The sequence below is a fragment of the Okeanomitos corallinicola TIOX110 genome (assembly GCF_038050375.1).
GTDB classification, from domain to species: domain Bacteria; phylum Cyanobacteriota; class Cyanobacteriia; order Cyanobacteriales; family Nostocaceae; genus Okeanomitos; species Okeanomitos corallinicola.
This window is the reverse complement of the sequence record NZ_CP150886.1, coordinates 3,116,751-3,135,195: the sequence shown is the minus strand read 5'-3', so window position 1 is coordinate 3,135,195 and position 18,445 is coordinate 3,116,751. Positions and strand designations below refer to the sequence as shown.

The following is an 18,445-nucleotide window of genomic DNA, read 5'->3' as shown; positions in this document are numbered from 1 at the left end:
AGGCCAAATGTTTGAGCATTTGGTATGGTAGATTACCTATTCTACCGTTTCTTTTATAACTGAGATCAATTTATTCACAAATAAAATCGGAATTTTTGTATTTTTTGGTTTGTATTGAGTTTGACTGCTCAAAAATCATGGATGCAGGTTGACAGTTTTAGTAGGTATAAAATAGTAATTTTGACCTACGGGTTGGTAGAACACCAATAGTTAAGCCATCAGAATGCAGATATCCACTTTATGATAGTAGCGTCTAATTAATAACTCAACTACCAATTACCAATAATTGAGTTTATCCTTGAATTAATTTCTGACTCTCTTGCTTATTACATCAATTGATTATGCAACCACCCATTAAAGTTGGTACTGTTTTACAAAATCGTTATCACATCATTAACATTCTCGGACAGGGTGGTTTTGGTAGAACCTATCTGGCTGAGGATCAGCGGCGTTTTAATGAACTTTGTGCTATTAAAGAGTTAATGCTGACAGACGCAGGAGCTTATGGTGGTAAAAAGGCTCAGGAATTATTTGAAAGGGAAGCAGCGACTTTATATCAAATTGATCATCCACAAATCCCTAAGTTTAGAGAGAAGTTTTCCCAAGATCAACGTTTGTTTTTAGTACAGGATTATGTTGCTGGTAAAACTTACCATACACTTTTAAATGAGCGCTGTTCCCTTAATCAAGCTTTTTCAGAACAAGAAGTTTTAGAGTTAATGGGTTCTTTGCTGCCTGTTTTGGAGCATATCCATAAATTAGGGATTATTCATCGGGATATCTCGCCGGATAATTTAATTTTACGGGATGTTGACCAAAAACCCGTGTTAATTGATTTTGGTGTGGTTAAAGAATTAGCAACTCGGCTGGCTATTCCCGAACAAAAGCAAGTGACGACTGTGGGTAAACCGGGTTATTCTCCTAGTGAGCAAATGCAGTCTGGGAAGGCTTATCCTAATAGTGATTTGTATGCTTTAGCAGTTACAGCTATTGTTTTGCTGACAGGAAAAGAACCTGGAGATTTATTTAATGAAACTGATTTAACTTGGAATTGGCAACAATGGGTAGAAGTGAATCCTAGATTTGCTGAAGTTTTAAATCGGATGTTAAGTTATGTCCCTGGCGATCGCTATCAAAGTGTGAAAGATGTATCCTTAGCTTTGAGGTCTTTAAATCAACCCGCTCTTTCCCTCCAGCCACATATCTCCTACATCCCCACTGTAGCTGTTGGTGGCCGTCCTGATCCTTTACCAGTCAACCCCAACAGGCCTAATCCTGTAATTCCACCTCAAGATAATACTTCGATTTTAGATAGTCCTTTGGCTATTGGTGCGATTGGTGCTGCTGTGGTAATTTTAGCTGGTTTTAGTTCTTGGGCTGTGGTTAATTCCTTCCGTAATCAATCACAAACATCACAAGAACAACCTACGACACCCCAAAGTTTTCCCTCTCCAGTTGTTCCCGGTGGTACATCCACCCCAACACCAGATTTAACCGATACCCCAACACCAGAACCAACTGATGTGGTTGAACCTGTTATTTATAAAAAGCGTTTACCATTAGGTGCATATAACACAGCTACTGTAGACGCGACTCTGAAAGCTGGGGAAACAGTTCAATATAGTTTTAGTGCTGATGCTGGACAAAAGTTAGTAGTATCTGTGAATAGAAGTAGTGGTGTTTTGCTAACTGTGTTAACTGTTGATGGTGAATCTATCAACAGTGATTCTGAGCGTGTACTTTATTATAGAGGTTCATTGCCAAGCAGCGGCACGTACATTATTCAGTTAAATCTATCAGAAGGAGTTGCTGAAAGTGATTATAGTTTAAATGTGGCTTTAGAAAATATTATTCAACCTACACCCACGGAAACACCCACACCTACGGAAACACCCACACCTATAGAAACCCCCACACCTATAGAAACCCCCACACCTACAGAAACACCGACTACAGACTCATCAGAAAATAATCCCACACCGGAAAATCCAGCAATACCGGAAACTTCTCCTAGTAATTAACGCTAAATTAGAATATAGCTTGAGCTTTTTGCTGGGCAAGTTTTCTTAAAAGCTAGTAATTATTCGTAAGCAAATTGTCAAATACACTACTAATTGCAGGAACTGATACCGGGGCTGGTAAAACTTTTGTGACTACAGTCCTAGCTGCCTATTGGCTGAAATACCGCACCCAAAGCAGTTTGGGAATTATGAAACCGATTCAATCTGGGGAAGGTGACAGGGAATTGTACCAGAAACTTTTTACACTGGAACAGTCTGCGGAGGAACTAAATCCATTATATTTTCAAGCGCCTTTAGCTCCACCAATTGCTGCTGCGAAGGAAAATCGGAGTATAGATTTAGGCTTGGTGTGGCAAACTTTGTTAAAGTTGCAAAAACGCAAGGATCTTTTATTGGTAGAATCTTTAGGCGGTTTAGGTTCACCAATTACCGATGAATTGACGGTAGCTGATTTAGCGGGAGAATGGAGGTTAGCTACTATTTTAGTTGTACCTGTAAGATTGGGTGCGATCGCTCAAGCTGTAGCTAATGTAGCATTAGCAAGACAAGCAAAGATCAATCTGAGGGGAATAATTTTGAATTGTACACAACCTTTAACGGAGGAAGAAATCACAGATTTAACCCCATCAGGTTTAATTGAATCATTTACCCACATCCCCATTTTAGGTTGTTTACCCTATTTGAAAGAATCTACTAACTTAGAACAACTAGCAGAAGTTGGATCTAATTTAGACTGGGAAAGATTATTGTAATAGGAAATAGAAAAACATTAATAACCCCATCACCAATCACTAATTATGATTTCTACTATCCCAAATTCATCTACTGAAAATCTGGCTAACGTGCGGTTAGAAATTCGTGCTTTGCAACCGCAAATCATCGAATGGAGAAGACATATCCATCAAAAACCCGAATTAGGTTTTCAAGAAAAACTGACTGCTGAATATATTACTCAAAAATTACAAAGTTGGGGAATAGAACATCAAACAGGAATAGCAGAAACTGGGATAGTTGCTATTATCAAAGGTGAAAAATCTGAACATGGTAAAGTGTTAGCAATTCGTGCTGATATGGATGCTTTACCAATACAGGAAGAAAACCAGGTTTCCTATTGTTCCCAACATGATGGAGTCATGCACGCTTGTGGACATGATGGACATACAGCGATCGCTCTGGGTACAGCATATTATCTCCATCACCATCGTCAAGATTTTACTGGAACTGTAAAAATTATCTTCCAACCCGCAGAAGAAAGTCCTGGTGGTGCAAAACCGATGATAGCAGCGGGGGTACTCAAAAACCCTGATGTTGATGCCATTATAGGTTTACACCTGTGGAATAATCTACCTTTAGGAACAATGGGAGTTCGTGCAGGTGCATTAATGGCGGCAGTAGAACTGTTTCATTGTAATATTTTTGGTAAAGGCGGACATGGAGCGATACCCCAACAAACCATAGATTCTGTTATTGTCGCTGCTCAAATTGTTAATACCTTACAAACCATAGTATCAAGAAACGTCAATCCCATTGATTCAGCAGTGGTGACAATAGGTGAACTACACGCAGGTACAGCGGTTAATGTGATTGCAGATACGGCGAGAATGGGTGGAACTGTCAGATATTTTCATCCTGACTTACAAGGTTTTTTTGAAAAGAGAATTAAGGAGATTATTAGCGGTATTTGTCAAATTCACGGTGCTACCTTTGACTTAAATTATATTAATTTGTATCCCCCTGTTATTAATGATGTCAACATTGCAGAATTAGTTCGTTCTGTGGCTGAAGAAGTGATAGAAACACCTGTGGGGGTAGTTCCAGAATGTCAAACAATGGGTGGGGAAGATATGTCATTTTTCCTACAAGAAGTTCCTGGTTGTTATTTCTTTTTAGGTTCTGCTAATGCCGAGAAAAAATTAAATTATCCTCATCATCACCCCAAGTTTGATTTTGATGAAACAGCTTTAGTGATGGGTGTAGAAATGTTTGTCAGATGTGTAGAGAAATTTTTAAACTAGGAGAAATCAGGATAAAAAATCAAGATGTCTATATATGCAGTATAATAGTGCTTTAGTCACAATTGCCACGGTGAATTTTGATAATTTGGTGAATTTCTATGTTCAGTTATTAAAACAAGAACCGAAAAAATTGATTCCTAATGTTTATGCTGAATTTAAAATTTCTGATTTGAGTTTAGGTATTTTTAAACCTAAACAAAATAACGAATTAGAATTTACCATAAATAGTAAAAGTCCGTTGAGTTTATGTTTAGAAGTAAATGATTTAGAAGATGCGATCGCTCATTTGCAAAATTTAGGATATCCACCCCCAGGTGAAATTTCCACAGCTTCCCACGGTCGAGAAATTTATGCTTATGATCCTGATGGCAACCGCTTAATTTTACATCAAAGTCATTAATTACCAATTACCAATGTCCATAAATCAAAACTACAAATTAAACGTCATTCAATGGTATCCCGGACACATTGCCAAAGCTGAAAAAAATCTCAAAGAACAGCTAAAAAGGGTAGATGTGATCTTGGAAGTTAGAGATGCACGGATTCCCTTAGCTACAAACCATCCACAAACAAACGAATGGGTGGGAAGTAAACCCAAAGTATTGGTAATTAACCGCTTGGATATGATTTCGTCCCAATTGCGATCGCTATGGATAGAATGGTTTAAAGACCAAGATCAAGTAGCTTATTTTACCAATGCCCAACATGGTCAAGGTATACCGGCGATCGCCAAAGCAGCACAGGCCGCAGGAGTAGAACTAAACCAACGCCGAAAAGACAGAGGAATGTTACCCCGTCCCGTGCGTGCAGTTGTCATTGGTTTTCCTAACGTCGGCAAATCCGCATTAATTAACCGCTTATTAGGCAAACGAGTAGTAGAAAGTGCAGCGCGTCCTGGTGTAACTCGTCAATTGCGATGGGTGAGAATTTCTGAACAATTAGAATTATTAGATGCACCTGGGGTAATTCCTTCCAGATTAGAAGATCAAAATGCCGCCGTCAAATTAGCAATTTGTGATGATATTGGCGAAGCATCCTATGATAATCAATTAGTAGCTGCGGCTTTTATAGATATTATCAACGGACTGTTAGAAAGCCATCCACATTTATTACCAGCAAACCCATTATTTTCCCGTTACGAAGTTGATTCTATCATTCACACAGGTGAAACTTATTTACACATTTTAGCAGAACATCGTTATAAAGGAGATATAGAAAGAACAGCTAGAACATTAGTCACAGATTTTCGTAAAGGACTTTTAGGTAATATTCCTTTGGAAATTCCACCGTATTAATATATAAACATTTCAGGGCTTGCTTGAATAGTGCTAAATTGTTAAAAGTCATACATTTAGCTCATATGTGAGGCATACTGGATTAAGAAAACTATTTTTATACTCCATTATGGAAATCCTCATAATATTACAAATAGTTATAGGACTCATAGTATCCATATTTTCACTACTTTGGAGTATCCACTGGTTTCAATATTCGAGACTCCAAAGAAAGATTCTGGAACTGCAATTGAAAGCACTGGAAAAAAGCAACACACCCCAGAAAGCGCCTTCCACAATAAAACCACAAATTCATCGTCAACCTATTCCTCAATTTTCAAGAACAGAGAAAGAAATTGAACTAGAAAATCAACAACTTCACAATGAGTTAGTTCATGTCACAGGTAATTACAAAGTTGCTGACGAGTTGTTAAAAAAAAAGCGCAAACAATATCCTCGTAAAACAGAAACTTGGTGCTTGAAGCAACTTATTAATGAATTAAAAGGTGAATCTCAACCACAAACTCAACCAACAAAAACCCAATCTGAAAGACCAAAAACTCAACCTGAGTCAATACCTAAAACCGAAACAAAACGAGGAGATCCTTTACCCAACCTAAAAGACATTAAGTATCCTAAACCTGAAAACAAGCACAAAAATAAACAATTACAAAGAGAACTATTGATTATGTTAGGAGGTAACAGAGAAGTTGCTAACAGATTAGTTTCTCGACAAAAACAACTAAACCCTGGTAAAACTGAGTTTTGGTATCTAGAAAAAGTTATTTTCGACCTGAAAAGAGATAGGGGAATTTAACTAATTGCTAGATATTTGATCTTGAAAATATTTATTAATTAACTTCTAGAATTTAAATATCTACCTCTAATCATAAAGATTAACATTGTCACTGCTGTGAAGAATATACCCATAAATAGGCTAGTCCAACTTAGACTTTTATTACTTTCTTTCATCAATATCATCTCCAAAAAAGTAGAAGGTAATAAAATGCCAATGGGAATAAATATTCTAGAAAATCTTACCCGATTTTGAGTAAATAAATTGAGTATAGCTAAACCAGTACCTAAAGGAATAAAAGTGATTGCATAGTAAAATAGTTTTTGATAAAAGGGGATTAATGCCAGTAAATTTAATGAATAAAAACGTTCTAAGTTATCTATATAAATTTGAAAAGTACCTCTAGCATAGGTGATAATAATTTGATGGAATTTTGTATCTGTAAAAACACCTGGTATTTTTATTTGTAAATCTGCGCCATTCTCTCCTGTTAAGGGTGTTCTTAGCCTTAATTCTAGAGAACTTTTATGTTGTGAAATAGTCAAATTACGCTGTAAAACATCACCAGAAATTGATATAATTCTAGCTGGGCCAGTTTGTTGAATATTATCAGTTGCAAGAGTGGTACTGATAGTAAATTCTGATTTCTCACTGATTCTTTGACTCAGTTGTTTTACAGATACTCCAGTTTTTAGCCATTGATTAGAACTAATAAAAACGCCTTGACCTTTATTAATAATCTGGGGTTTTCCCTGCCAGATTAACTTTGGTAAATTTCCTGCTTGATCTTGATAACAACAACTACCATTTAACTGATAATTAGCTACTAAAGTAGATCCCAAACTCGAAAAGTAATTATCATTAGATAAAGCTGCTCTAGCTTCATAGGTAGATATTGCCTGATCAGTGATATAAATATTAGATATATATCCCCGCCAAGGTCTGTTACCAACAGCTTCATTCCCAAGCAAGAGGGGAAAGTTTAAGTTCCAATTACTTAAATTAGTGGTACTTTGCCAGAAAATAGAAATTATTAATGTCAAAGATACATAGGACAGAATAAATAATGTAATATGTTGATTAGATAATTTTGAACTCCTAGATTTAAATTGAGAAACACTATTATTTAAAAATTGATAATTCCAGATATAAAAACTTAATAAGCCTAAACATCCTCCTAAAGTATTATTAACAATATCTGCTGGGGTAGGACTGCGAGAAGGAAGAAATACTTGTAAACTTTCTACTGTAAATGATAAACCTGAACTTATGAGTAATAAAATGATAACTTGTAAGCCTAGTTTAATCCTTAGCTTTTGTAAAAGATTAGCACCACAGAAGCCAAATGGCATAAATAACAAAACATTATTTAGCTGGTCTTGAAAAGAACTACTATTATTAAAACTAACCCAAAAATTAGTTATATTAAAACTATTATAGAAATGGAAGTTAAACGGAGACAGTGTAGCAATAAAAATAACTAAGGTACTAGCAAATACAAATATTATATCTAGTAAATATACTTTAAATTTCCGAGAAAATTTGACGAAAAAATCATTGAGCATCAGAAATTACCCATATTCGTGAACTAGCTATCAACAATTTTAATCTGAAGATTAAGAATTATCAATGCTGTAATTAGCTACCTACACAAATACTTTTAGATACCAAATCTGACACTCATATTTGTGAGAATTAATATCTATCACGTTCTAAATCATAAATTGCCTTCTCAATGTACCAACGATCTGATTTACCTGGATATCGTATTTTTAAATGATTCACTAATCGTTCTGCTAAAAGGGTATCAAAATGGACTCGCACTAGCAGTTTATGCCATAATCCTGCTACCAAGGGATGTTTGTAGTTAATTTTAGCTGGTTGAGAAAAGTTATTGTTTCTGGCTTTGAAAAATATCCGTTTTATTCCCATCCAATTATGTCTTCTTTTTAATGAGAATTTTGGTTTTCTAAAAGTCTCAATTACTCTATCTATAATAAAAAATATTACTCCTAGTATTGCCCCTAGAAATATAATTTGCCCAAGAATTAAAATCAGAACCATGATTTTAGCTAGGTTAGTGTTGAAAATTAGCTTGATAGCATGACTAAATGAGAATAGAGAATTGTGTAGCTTTGATTTATACTCAGCTAGTTATGAGTTAAACCATTAGATAATAAAAATGTTTATGTATTGTGGCTTTTTAGTTAAAAATGCTACAATAACTGTAACCTTTATTACATCTAGACTTTTTATAAGTATAAACTAAATTTAGCACTTACCCAGAAGATTTACATAGATTTCTATAGGCATGACTAAGTAAACGAATGTTTAGGATCTGACCTATAAGTCGTAAACAGTTAGAATTGTTGCTTGTACTTCTAATTTTCAGTATGGATGTATTACGTTCATGACTCAACTTACTCTAGTCCTCACAGAAGGTAATACTGAAACAGAGATTTCAGTGACCCAAGATGTATTTATTATCGGTCGTTTACCAGAATGCGATTTGTTTTTACCTTTTAGCGGAATTTCCCGCAGACACGCCCGTATTATCAGAACCAGCAGTGAGATGTGGACGATTGAGGACATGGGTAGTAAAAATGGAACTCAAGTCAATCAAACCACTGTTACTTGCGCTCAAGAACTGTATGATGGTGACGTTATCTTGCTAGGTAATGTCACTTTGATAGTAGATTTCACAACTGATTTAGAAAATGCACATTCCAAATATTTAAGAAATTCAGAAACAAATAGTCATGCAGTGACAATTCTGCGTAATGTACAGGAATTACAACAACAATGGATAGATGCCAGTAATATTAACGGTAAAAATAACAAAGAAAAAACTATTGCTCGCCTCAAAGACCTAGTAGAAATAGCTAAAAATCTTTGTGCAGCCGCATCCATTGAAGAAATTTTTTCCCAGGTGCAACAAGTAGTATTTAGGTACATTGATGGTATTGAGCGCTTGGCATTATTAATTGATGTAGATGAATCTGGGAATTTGCAACTAATTAACTCTGCCATTAAAAATGCCTCTGGGCAAGATAAATTACCCACTGATGGAAATTGGATTAGTCGTAGTATTTGTCAAAAAGTATTTACTGAGAAAATAGCTATTCAAAGTGCAGATACCCTTTCTGATGAACGTTTTTCTAGTGAGCAAAGTATTCTTTTTAAAGGTATTGTTAGTGCTATGGCTGTACCTTTATGGGATGAAAATAAAGTAGTTGGTGTTCTCTATGGTGATGCTAATCTTTATTCTTCCTACTGGGACAATAATGAAGAAGATGAACTAAGTTTTTTTTCAACTTTAGCTAATCTCGTCGCCTCCAGTGTGCAACGTTGGTTATTAGTAGATAGACTTAAAAATCAAGAAGTAATTCGTAAACGTTTGGAACGTTACCATTCTCCAGCTGTTGTCCAACAGTTAATAGCAGTTACAGGTATTTCTGATGGACGCTTACCGCCAATTGAAAGGGAAATTAGTATTTTATTTGCTGATTTAGTAGGTTTTACAGCTTTATCAGAACGACTAAAACCTACAGAAATTGCTGAATTATTAAATAACTTATTTGAAGAAATGTTAGAAGAAGTGTTTACCTATGGTGGCACTTTAGATAAATATATTGGCGATTGCATTATGGCTTTTTTTGGCGCTCCTGAACCACAACCTGGTCACGCAGACCGGGCGCTCGCTAGTGCTAAGGGAATGCTCTCTCGTCTACAATCTCTCAATGCTCGTAATTGTTGGGATGAACCATTGCAATTACGTATTGCTATTAATAGCGGTAAAGCTATAGTTGGTGATGTAGGTAGTTCTCAACGGTTAGATTATACTGCTTTGGGGCCAACAATTAATTTAGCTGCGCGGATGGAGCAAATTTGTCCTATTGGTGAGTGCGTAATTAGTGAAGCTACTCACAATATACTGTTAGATAAATCTCATATTCAGGAAATGGGAGATTATCGGTTTAAAGGTATTGACAGAGTGATTAAAATTTATCGCACACAAATGATTTCTTAGTCAGTTATCAGTTGTGAATTAGTCTGTTTTTAACACCAAGTAACTCAGCATAAAAAAATAAAGGATATAAAAAATTACCAGCCTTAATAGATATGATAAATTTTCAACCGAACATGAGCTAAAATTCTGATTACAGATGCTATGGTAAATCTGTATAAAATTAAGAAACTACCTGAAGTTATTTTTTAACGGGAGGTCAGGTAATGGCTATTGCTACCATTAATCCTACAACCGGAGAAACAGTGAAAACCTTTTCACCTCTGGAAGATAGGGAAATTACGACTAAATTAGAATTAGCACAGCAAGCTTTTGAACAGTATCGGCAAACAAGTTTTCAACAGCGATCGCAATGGTTACAACAAGCAGCTAATATTTTAGAACAAGAAAAGGCAAATTTTGCCAAAATAATGACTTTAGAAATGGGTAAAACCTTAAAATCTGCGATCGCAGAGGTGGAAAAATGCGCCCTAGTTTGTCGTTATTATGCTGAAAATGCCCCCGATTTTTTAGCCGATGTTACAGTTAAAACCGATGCTAGTCACAGTTTTATAAAATATCAGCCTTTAGGGATAATTCTCGCCGTTATGCCCTGGAACTTTCCATTTTGGCAAGTTTTTCGGTTTGCAGCACCAGCACTAATGGCGGGCAATGTGGGGTTACTCAAACACGCATCTAATGTCCCCCAATGTGCCTTAGCAATAGAAGATATTATCAGCCGTGCAGGTTTTCCCAACGGGACTTTTCAAACCTTATTAATTGGTGCAGCCAAAGTAGCTAATTTAATGGCTGATGATCGGGTAAAAGCCGCAACTTTAACCGGCAGTGAACCAGCAGGTGCGTCCTTAGCTGCTGTATCTGGTCAACAAATTAAAAAAACTGTCTTAGAATTGGGAGGTAGTGATCCTTTTATTGTTCTAGAAAGTGCTGATTTACAATTAGCAGTATCTACCGCAGTCACAGCGAGAATGATCAATAATGGTCAATCTTGCATAGCAGCTAAACGGTTTATTATTGCCGAAACCATAGCTGATCAATTTGAAAAAATGCTGTTAGCAAAATTCCAAACTTTAAAAGTCGGAGATCCTTTTGCCGATGATACAGATATCGGTCCACTAGCTACTCCTGACATTCGCCAAGAATTAGATCATCAAGTTAAAATTGCCAGAGAAAATGGCGCAAAAATTCTTACAGGTGGATCGGTTTTAGCTGATATGCCAGGTAATTTTTATTCACCGACAATCATCACAGATATTCCTTTAAATCATCCCATTGCTAAAGAAGAATTTTTTGGGCCAGTGGCATTATTATTCAGAGTTGCTAACATTGATGCAGCGATAAAATTAGCTAACGATACACCTTTTGGTTTAGGTGCAAGTGCCTGGACTAATAATGAATCAGAAAAAAAACGTCTCATTCAAGAAATTGAAGCGGGAGCAATATTTATTAATAGCATGGTGAAATCAGATCCACGTTTACCTTTTGGGGGAATTAAACGTTCTGGATATGGACGAGAATTAAGTATTCAAGGTATTCATGAATTTGTGAATATCAAAACAGTTTGGGTTAAGTGATTGGTGATTGGTCAAATTACTTATTCCTGATTCACTTTTAATTATTAATTTTAAGGAGATCAAATGAATACTGCTGAATTGTTAGTAAAGTGTTTAGAAAACGAGGGTGTAGAATACGTTTTTGGTTTACCTGGTGAGGAAAACTTACACGTTTTAGAAGCATTAAAAAATTCATCCATTCAATTTATTACCACTCGCCATGAACAGGGTGCAGCATTTATGGCTGATGTTTATGGCAGGTTAACAGGAAAAGCTGGGGTTTGTCTTTCTACCCTTGGCCCAGGTGCTACTAATTTAATGACAGGTGTAGCAGATGCTAACTTAGATGGCGCGCCATTAGTAGCAATTACCGGACAGGTGGGAACAGATAGAATGCACATTGAGTCCCATCAATATTTAGATTTGGTGGCTATGTTTGCCCCAGTTACTAAGTGGAATAAACAGATAGTTAGACCGAGTATTACACCAGAAGTTGTCAGAAAAGCCTTCAAGAGATCGCAACGAGAAAAACCCGGTGCTGTTCACATTGACTTACCAGAAAATATTGCCGCTATGTCCGTAGAAGGTAAACCTTTACATAAGGATAATAGCGAAAAAACCTATGCTTCTTTTGCTAGTATTCGCGCTGCGGCTGCGGCTATTTCCCAAGCAGTTAACCCCATAATTTTAGTTGGAAATGGGGCAATTCGCGCCCAAGCTAGTGATGCAGTCACCCAATTTGCTACCCAATTAAACATCCCCGTTGTCAATACTTTTATGGGTAAAGGTGTGATTCCCTATACTCATCCTTTGGCTTTATGGTCTGTGGGTTTGCAACAGCGAGATTTCATTACCTGTGGATTTGATAATACCGATTTAGTCATCGCCATTGGTTATGATTTAATTGAATTTTCTCCGAAAAAATGGAACCCAGAAGGTGATATTCCCATTATTCATATTGCAGCAACTTCCGCAGAAATTGATAGTAGTTATATTCCCAATGTGGAAATAGTAGGGGATATTTCTGATTCTGTGAATGAAATTTTAAGGGTGGCAGATAGACAAGGGAAACCTCACCCTTACTCCATTAGTTTACGGGCAAATATTCGCGCTGATTATGAACAATATGCCAATGATGATGGCTTTCCCATTAAGCCCCAAAAACTAATTTATGATTTGCGTCAGGTCATGGGTCCCGATGACATTGTTATTTCTGATGTTGGCGCACATAAAATGTGGATGGCTAGACATTATCATTGTCATAGTCCCAATACTTGCATTATTTCTAATGGTTTTGCAGCTATGGGAATTGCCATTCCTGGGGCTTTAGCTGCTAAATTAGTACATCCAAATCGTAAAGTTGTCGCCGTAACTGGTGACGGTGGTTTTATGATGAATTCTCAAGAATTAGAAACAGCTTTGCGGGTAGGTACACCATTTGTCACCTTAATTTTTAATGATGGTGGCTATGGTTTAATTGAATGGAAACAGGAAAATCAATTTGGTAAAGGTAACTCATCTTTTGTACATTTTGGTAATCCTGATTTTGTCAAATTCGCGGAAAGTATGGGATTAAAAGGTTATCGAGTTGAATCAGCAACTGATTTAATTCCTGTCCTTAAAGAAGCTTTAATGCAAGATGTTCCTGCGGTCATAGATTGTCGGGTAGATTATCGAGAAAACCGCCGTTTTAGTCAAAAAGCCGATGAGTTAAGTTGTGATATTTAGGAAATATGGCATAGGTATCTTAGAGGTTGTTTCAAAAGTTTTATAGTGTGGGTTTAAACACTTGCAGATCCCCCCTAACCCCCCTGACTAAGGGGGGAACTAGAGTTACAGTCTCCCTTGTTAAGGGGGATATAGGGGGATCTAAAAATATTGGATACATCATCATAGACTTTTAAAAAATCCTCTGATCAAGGGGAGTTTTTACTCCCTATCTATTAATTCGCAATCTCCAAATCTGCTACAATCCCAAAATGATCAGAAGGATAAAGATAACGATTATTTGCTGCTGGTTGATTGAGAATTACTCGACAGTCTTTGACCTGTAAACTCTGATTAATAAAAATATAATCTAAAGTTCCCTGCCAAGGTTTCAATGTTCTATCAAAAATTAAACGTCTCCAAAAATATTTTAATCTAGTTCTCCAACTAAGTTTATCCTGACCTAAAAGTGTGGGACAAGTATATTCTGGTTCAGTACCATGATATACTTCATAAGCTGATTGATATTTTTCTTTGATTAATTTAATTCCTGATGTTTCAGGAGTACCATTAAAATCTCCCACTGATATAATTGGCATTTTCTCATCAAATTCTGATAACCAATCTAACATCAATTTTATTTGTTTATTGCGTTTTTTATGTGAACCGGGATACCAATAATAATGACCATTACAGATAACAATTGATTTGCTATCATCTATTTTCATTTGTGCATATTGGGCAATTCTTCCCTGATGTTCTAAATTTAAAGCAGCAGTTTTTTCAATTGGATAACGACTGAGAATAGCTAACCCAAAAGGTAAATCACTATCATTTACATCTTGAGGAACAGCTTTATAAACATAAGGAATATTTAATTGTTCAGCAATCCAAGCGGCCGTATCTTCTGCTAAACTTACTTCTTGTAAAGCAACGATATCAGGATTTTCCGCCTTTAAACCCTCAACCAACAAATCCCGTCTTTGTAACCAATCATCCAGTTTAAACAGAATATTAATAGTAACAATTTTCATATATTTTCTCAGAATAATTTCTCAATTAAATATACTCATCATCAATGACAGAAACTACAGAAAATCTCTCAAAACCTCTTACCTCTGCGTTCTCTGCGCCTCTGCGGTTCGTTTCTTCATTCCATAACTCCTATTTCCGTCACCACCGACTTTAAAGGCTTATCCCAACTTTCAATAGGTAATTGAGGTAAATAAGCAAAATCAAAAACAATACCGATAGTTGGTATTTGTGACCATTCTGGAGAACTCAATAAACGGTCATAATATCCACCACCATAACCTAAACGATAAAAGAGGCGATCGCAACCTACACAGGGAACAATAATTAAATCAACTTCTCCAGGATGTATCATCGGTGCATCTGGGTGAGGTTCAGTAATACCATATTTCCCACTTATCAACTCATCATCACAGTTCCAAAAATGCCAAGATAAAGACTTACCCAGACAACGGGGAAAACCCCAACGACGTTGAGAGTCAGAAAACAAAACACTAAGATCAGGTTCTTGACGAAAACTGAAATAAGCTAAAACAGTGGTAGCTTGGTTAAATATAACCGAACTTTGTAACTGTGCAACAATGCGATCGCTCTTTAGTTTCCACTCTTCCACAGTTAAAGATTGACGAGTTTGTAACAAATAGCGACGTAGTTCAGTTTTGTTTAATTGTGAATCAAATTTTTCCAACGTTCAATTTTGAGGAATTAAAAATTCAGTCATATCAGGGTTTAGCACTGCTAAACCCCTACATTGTTAACTATTCGGCATTGTTACGCCACCAGTCAATAGTATTTTTCAACCCTTCACGGAAACCAACTTGAGCAGTAAAACCAAAAGCTGCTTTGGCTTTTTGGGTATCTAAACAACGTCTTGGTTGTCCATTGGGTTTATCGGTTTCCCAAACTATTTCCCCATCAAACTCCATTAACTCACAAATCAGAGTAATCAAATCTTTAATGGAGATTTCCTCACCTGTTCCCAAATTAATCGGGTCAGATTCATTATAGGACTGAGTAGCCATAACAATACCCAGTGCAGCATCCGTAGAATACAAAAATTCACGGGTAGGAGAACCATCACCCCAAGCAGGAAGTCGTTTTTCTCCTTTTACCTGCGCTTCGTGAACTTTGCGAATTAAAGCAGGAATAACATGAGAACTGCTGGGATTAAAATTATCCTCTGGTCCGTATAGGTTCACAGGCAGTAAATAAACACCATTAAAACCGTACTGTTGACGGTAAGACTCTAATTGTACTAACAACGCTTTCTTTGCTATTCCATAGGGTGCGTTGGTTTCCTCTGGATAACCTGCCCACAGGTCTTCTTCCTTGAAGGGAACTGGAGTAAATTTAGGATAAGCGCAAATAGTCCCCACACAAACAAATTTTTCTACACCTTGCTGATAGGCCGCATGAATTAACTGAGTACCCATCATCAAGTTATCGTAAAACAACTCGGCGGGTTTTTCGCGGTTCAGACCAATACCACCGACATGAGCAGCTAGGTGAATGATAATGTCCTGTTGATCTGCTGCACGTTGGCAATTTTCCCACACTCGTAAATCACAATCATGCGATCGCGTGACTGTAATCTTCTCACGATCAGCGCCAGCTTGACACAATTGATCAATCACTTGACGGCCGAGAAAACCTGCACCACCAGTCACAAGAATGCGTTTATTTTTTAGTTCTAAAGCAGTCATAAGTTTTATCCTTGGTGGTATAAATCAAAAGTGGAGAGATCCTAGTTCTTGTCGGATAGTAGCAATATCTTGAGGTAGTTGTGAACCATTACCATTAGGAGAAGTATGACCTAAAGCCTGTAAGTCAGCTTCTACCATTAAAGCTACCAATTCTTTAAAAGTTACTGAGGGTTTCCAACCTAATTTTTGCTGTGCTTTACTAGGATCACCAATTAATAAATCAACTTCAGCAGGTCTTAAATATCTTTCATCGAATTCTACATAATCTTCCCAATTTAAGTTGACGTAACTAAACGATAGTTCTAAAAATTCTCGGACTGAGTGCGTCTGACCTGTAGCAACAACATAATCATCTGGTTGTTCTTGTTGCAGCATTAACCACATTGCTTTTACGTAATCCTTCGCGTAACCCCAATCCCGTTTAGAATCTAAGTTGCCCATATAGATGTTTTTTTGTTTACCAGCCACAATCCGAGCCACTGCTCTAGTAATTTTCCTGGTAACAAAAGTTTCACCACGACGGGGAGACTCATGGTTAAATAAAATCCCATTACAAGCAAACAAATTATAAGATTCTCGGTAATTTACCGTTTGCCAATGGGCGTAAACTTTAGCACAAGCATAAGGACTGCGGGGATAAAAAGGAGTAGTTTCACTTTGGGGAACTGCTTGTACCAAACCATACATTTCCGAAGAACCAGCTTGATAGAAACGGACTTGAATTCCTGTGCGTTGTTGATAGTCACGGATAGCTTCTAATAAACGCAGAGTTCCCATTCCTACCGCATCTACAGTATATTCTGGGGAATCAAAGCTAACTCTCACGTGAGATTGAGCGCCTAAATTATAAATTTCTGTAGGTTGGACTTCTTCTAAAATCCGGCGTAAAGTAGTACCATCTGTCAGATCGCCATAGTGCAAAAATAATTTTACTCCCTCTTTGTGAGGATCTTCATAAATATGATCAATGCGATCTGTGTTAAAGGTGGAAGTACGACGAATAATTCCGTGAACTTCATAACCCTGTTCTAGTAAAAATTCACTTAAATAAGAACCATCTTGACCGGTAATACCAGTAATTAATGCGCGTTTTTGTGCTGTCATGCCCAATTATCCCTTGTAATTAATGTTCTATAATTTACAACTAATACTAGCTGAAATTAGCAGGTCATTCCTAAAATCTCCTGATGATAAACATATCAAGGTTAGTTGACATCTGTATCTAGCTGTAACTCAATATACTAAATTAAAATTATTTTAATAGAACATCTTCTCACTAATTGCAGTCAAAATTGTTATTATAGTTTTTTATATTTTTAAATCTTTACTAAAATTTAGTAGATTATAGGTTTTTTTAAAGATTTAATAAAATTTTCTAAATGGAGTCTATTGGGCATTGGGCATTGGTTTATACCTCTGCCTTCTGCCTTCTGCTTTGTGAACTTTGTTAATAAGCCCCATTATTTTTGGGCATAATAACCACATTGATGGTTTTCAAGATAATCCATAAATCTAGCCAAAAGTTATTAAGTTTGACATAGTGCAGGTCTATGAGAACTCGATGGGGATAAGGAATATCATTACGCCCAGAAACCTGCCATAATCCAGTAATTCCCGGACGAATGGTTAATACCCGATCAATGTGAATACCGTATTTTGTCAGTTCTTCTGCTACCAATGGACGAGGTCCAACTACACTCATATCACCTTTTAAAACATTCCAGAATTGGGGAAATTCATCTAAGCTGGTAATTCTGAGGAAGTGACCGATTTTAGTAATTCTGGGGTCTTGCTTGAGTTTAAAAGTGCTAGTAAATTCTTGGCGTAGCTCTGGAGATGTTGCCATCATTTGAGTGAGTATTTCATCCGCATTTGTCACCATAGTGCGGAACTTAATACATTTAAAACGGCGATAGTTCTTACCTACTCTTTCCTGAATATAAAAAATTGGGCCTTCTGAGCTAACAGCAATTAGTAAGGCCAAGATTAGATAGATGGGGAAAAACAAGATCAAAACTGATAATGAAAAGGCAATATCAAACAGTCTTTTAGTAAATTCTCCGTTTGAACCCTGATAAGATAAAGCTCTTGGTTTTACCTTGGGCAATCTAGCTTTTTTACCACGTTTCATTAAAGTATGCGTCGAAGCACTAGCATCTTTACGCGGGTATCGCTTGCCGGAGAGGATTGAACTCTGGGCAGTCATTATACTCCTTAATAATCCACACCACACATAGTCCCGATCTTAAAGCTAAAAAGCAGTAATTCTAGGGAAAAATTGCTAACAGATCAGAAAATAAACAAAATTGTCCTAACT

The 18,445-nt window shown here is 36.6% G+C and carries 16 protein-coding genes; 9 read left to right on the top strand and 7 right to left on the bottom strand.

Annotation, left to right across the window (positions count from 1 at the left end):
* Positions 1-341 precede the first annotated feature (341 nt).
* The 6 genes from WJM97_RS13600 (at position 342) to WJM97_RS13575 (ending at position 6,127) form a co-directional block, all read left to right on the top strand.
* Positions 342-2,021, top strand: a complete 1,680-nt coding sequence (locus WJM97_RS13600) for a protein kinase (RefSeq protein ID WP_353929340.1) — start codon at positions 342-344, stop codon at positions 2,019-2,021.
* A 74-nt stretch (positions 2,022-2,095) separates the two neighbouring features.
* On the top strand, positions 2,096-2,773 hold the full coding sequence (gene bioD, locus WJM97_RS13595; protein ID WP_353929339.1) for a dethiobiotin synthase: 678 nt from the start codon (positions 2,096-2,098) through the stop codon (positions 2,771-2,773).
* 45 nt (positions 2,774-2,818) lie between these two features.
* Positions 2,819-4,036, top strand: a complete 1,218-nt coding sequence (locus WJM97_RS13590; RefSeq protein ID WP_353929338.1) for a M20 family metallopeptidase — start codon at positions 2,819-2,821, stop codon at positions 4,034-4,036.
* A 34-nt stretch (positions 4,037-4,070) separates the two neighbouring features.
* Positions 4,071-4,436 (top strand): VOC family protein, encoded by a 366-nt coding sequence (locus WJM97_RS13585; protein ID WP_353929337.1) that lies wholly within the window; start codon positions 4,071-4,073, stop codon positions 4,434-4,436.
* A gap of 13 nt (positions 4,437-4,449) precedes the next feature.
* Positions 4,450-5,331 (top strand): ribosome biogenesis GTPase YlqF, encoded by an 882-nt coding sequence (gene ylqF, locus WJM97_RS13580; RefSeq protein ID WP_353929336.1) that lies wholly within the window; start codon positions 4,450-4,452, stop codon positions 5,329-5,331.
* 229 nt (positions 5,332-5,560) lie between these two features.
* Positions 5,561-6,127: a hypothetical protein gene (locus tag WJM97_RS13575; RefSeq protein ID WP_353929335.1), complete on the top strand. Its 567-nt coding sequence runs from the start codon at positions 5,561-5,563 to the stop codon at positions 6,125-6,127.
* A gap of 38 nt (positions 6,128-6,165) precedes the next feature.
* On the opposite strand, the gene WJM97_RS13570 is transcribed toward WJM97_RS13575, so the two are convergent.
* The gene (locus tag WJM97_RS13570) at positions 6,166-7,671 is read right to left on the bottom strand and encodes a VanZ family protein (RefSeq protein ID WP_353929334.1); all 1,506 of its coding nucleotides are present in this window, start codon (positions 7,669-7,671) and stop codon (positions 6,166-6,168) included.
* A gap of 130 nt (positions 7,672-7,801) precedes the next feature.
* Positions 7,802-8,170: a hypothetical protein gene (locus WJM97_RS13565; RefSeq protein WP_353929333.1), complete on the bottom strand. Its 369-nt coding sequence runs from the start codon at positions 8,168-8,170 to the stop codon at positions 7,802-7,804.
* 346 nt (positions 8,171-8,516) lie between these two features.
* On the opposite strand from WJM97_RS13565, the gene WJM97_RS13560 reads away from it, so the two are divergent.
* From WJM97_RS13560 to WJM97_RS13550, 3 genes are all read left to right on the top strand, one after another.
* Positions 8,517-10,136: an adenylate/guanylate cyclase domain-containing protein gene (locus WJM97_RS13560; protein WP_353929332.1), complete on the top strand. Its 1,620-nt coding sequence runs from the start codon at positions 8,517-8,519 to the stop codon at positions 10,134-10,136.
* Between the two features lie 203 nt (positions 10,137-10,339).
* Entirely contained in the window at positions 10,340-11,707 is a 1,368-nt protein-coding gene (locus tag WJM97_RS13555) for an NAD-dependent succinate-semialdehyde dehydrogenase (protein WP_353929331.1), read from the top strand.
* A gap of 63 nt (positions 11,708-11,770) precedes the next feature.
* Positions 11,771-13,414 carry an acetolactate synthase large subunit gene (locus WJM97_RS13550; RefSeq protein ID WP_353929330.1) on the top strand — a complete coding sequence of 548 codons (1,644 nt, stop codon included), beginning with the start codon at positions 11,771-11,773 and terminating at the stop codon, positions 13,412-13,414.
* A gap of 215 nt (positions 13,415-13,629) precedes the next feature.
* On the opposite strand, the gene WJM97_RS13545 is transcribed toward WJM97_RS13550, so the two are convergent.
* The 5 genes from WJM97_RS13545 to WJM97_RS13525 all read right to left on the bottom strand — a co-directional run bounded on the left by WJM97_RS13545 (position 13,630) and on the right by WJM97_RS13525 (position 18,334).
* Complete coding sequence (locus WJM97_RS13545; RefSeq protein WP_353929329.1) at positions 13,630-14,427, bottom strand: endonuclease/exonuclease/phosphatase family protein; 798 nt, start codon at positions 14,425-14,427, stop codon at positions 13,630-13,632.
* A gap of 116 nt (positions 14,428-14,543) precedes the next feature.
* On the bottom strand, positions 14,544-15,113 hold the full coding sequence (locus WJM97_RS13540) for a 5-formyltetrahydrofolate cyclo-ligase (protein WP_353929328.1): 570 nt from the start codon (positions 15,111-15,113) through the stop codon (positions 14,544-14,546).
* 70 nt (positions 15,114-15,183) lie between these two features.
* Positions 15,184-16,128 (bottom strand): GDP-L-fucose synthase, encoded by a 945-nt coding sequence (locus WJM97_RS13535; RefSeq protein WP_353929327.1) that lies wholly within the window; start codon positions 16,126-16,128, stop codon positions 15,184-15,186.
* 24 nt (positions 16,129-16,152) lie between these two features.
* Complete coding sequence (gmd, locus tag WJM97_RS13530) at positions 16,153-17,232, bottom strand: GDP-mannose 4,6-dehydratase (RefSeq protein ID WP_353929326.1); 1,080 nt, start codon at positions 17,230-17,232, stop codon at positions 16,153-16,155.
* A 343-nt stretch (positions 17,233-17,575) separates the two neighbouring features.
* On the bottom strand, positions 17,576-18,334 hold the full coding sequence (locus tag WJM97_RS13525) for a sugar transferase (protein WP_353929325.1): 759 nt from the start codon (positions 18,332-18,334) through the stop codon (positions 17,576-17,578).
* Between the last annotated feature and the right edge of the window lie 111 nt (positions 18,335-18,445).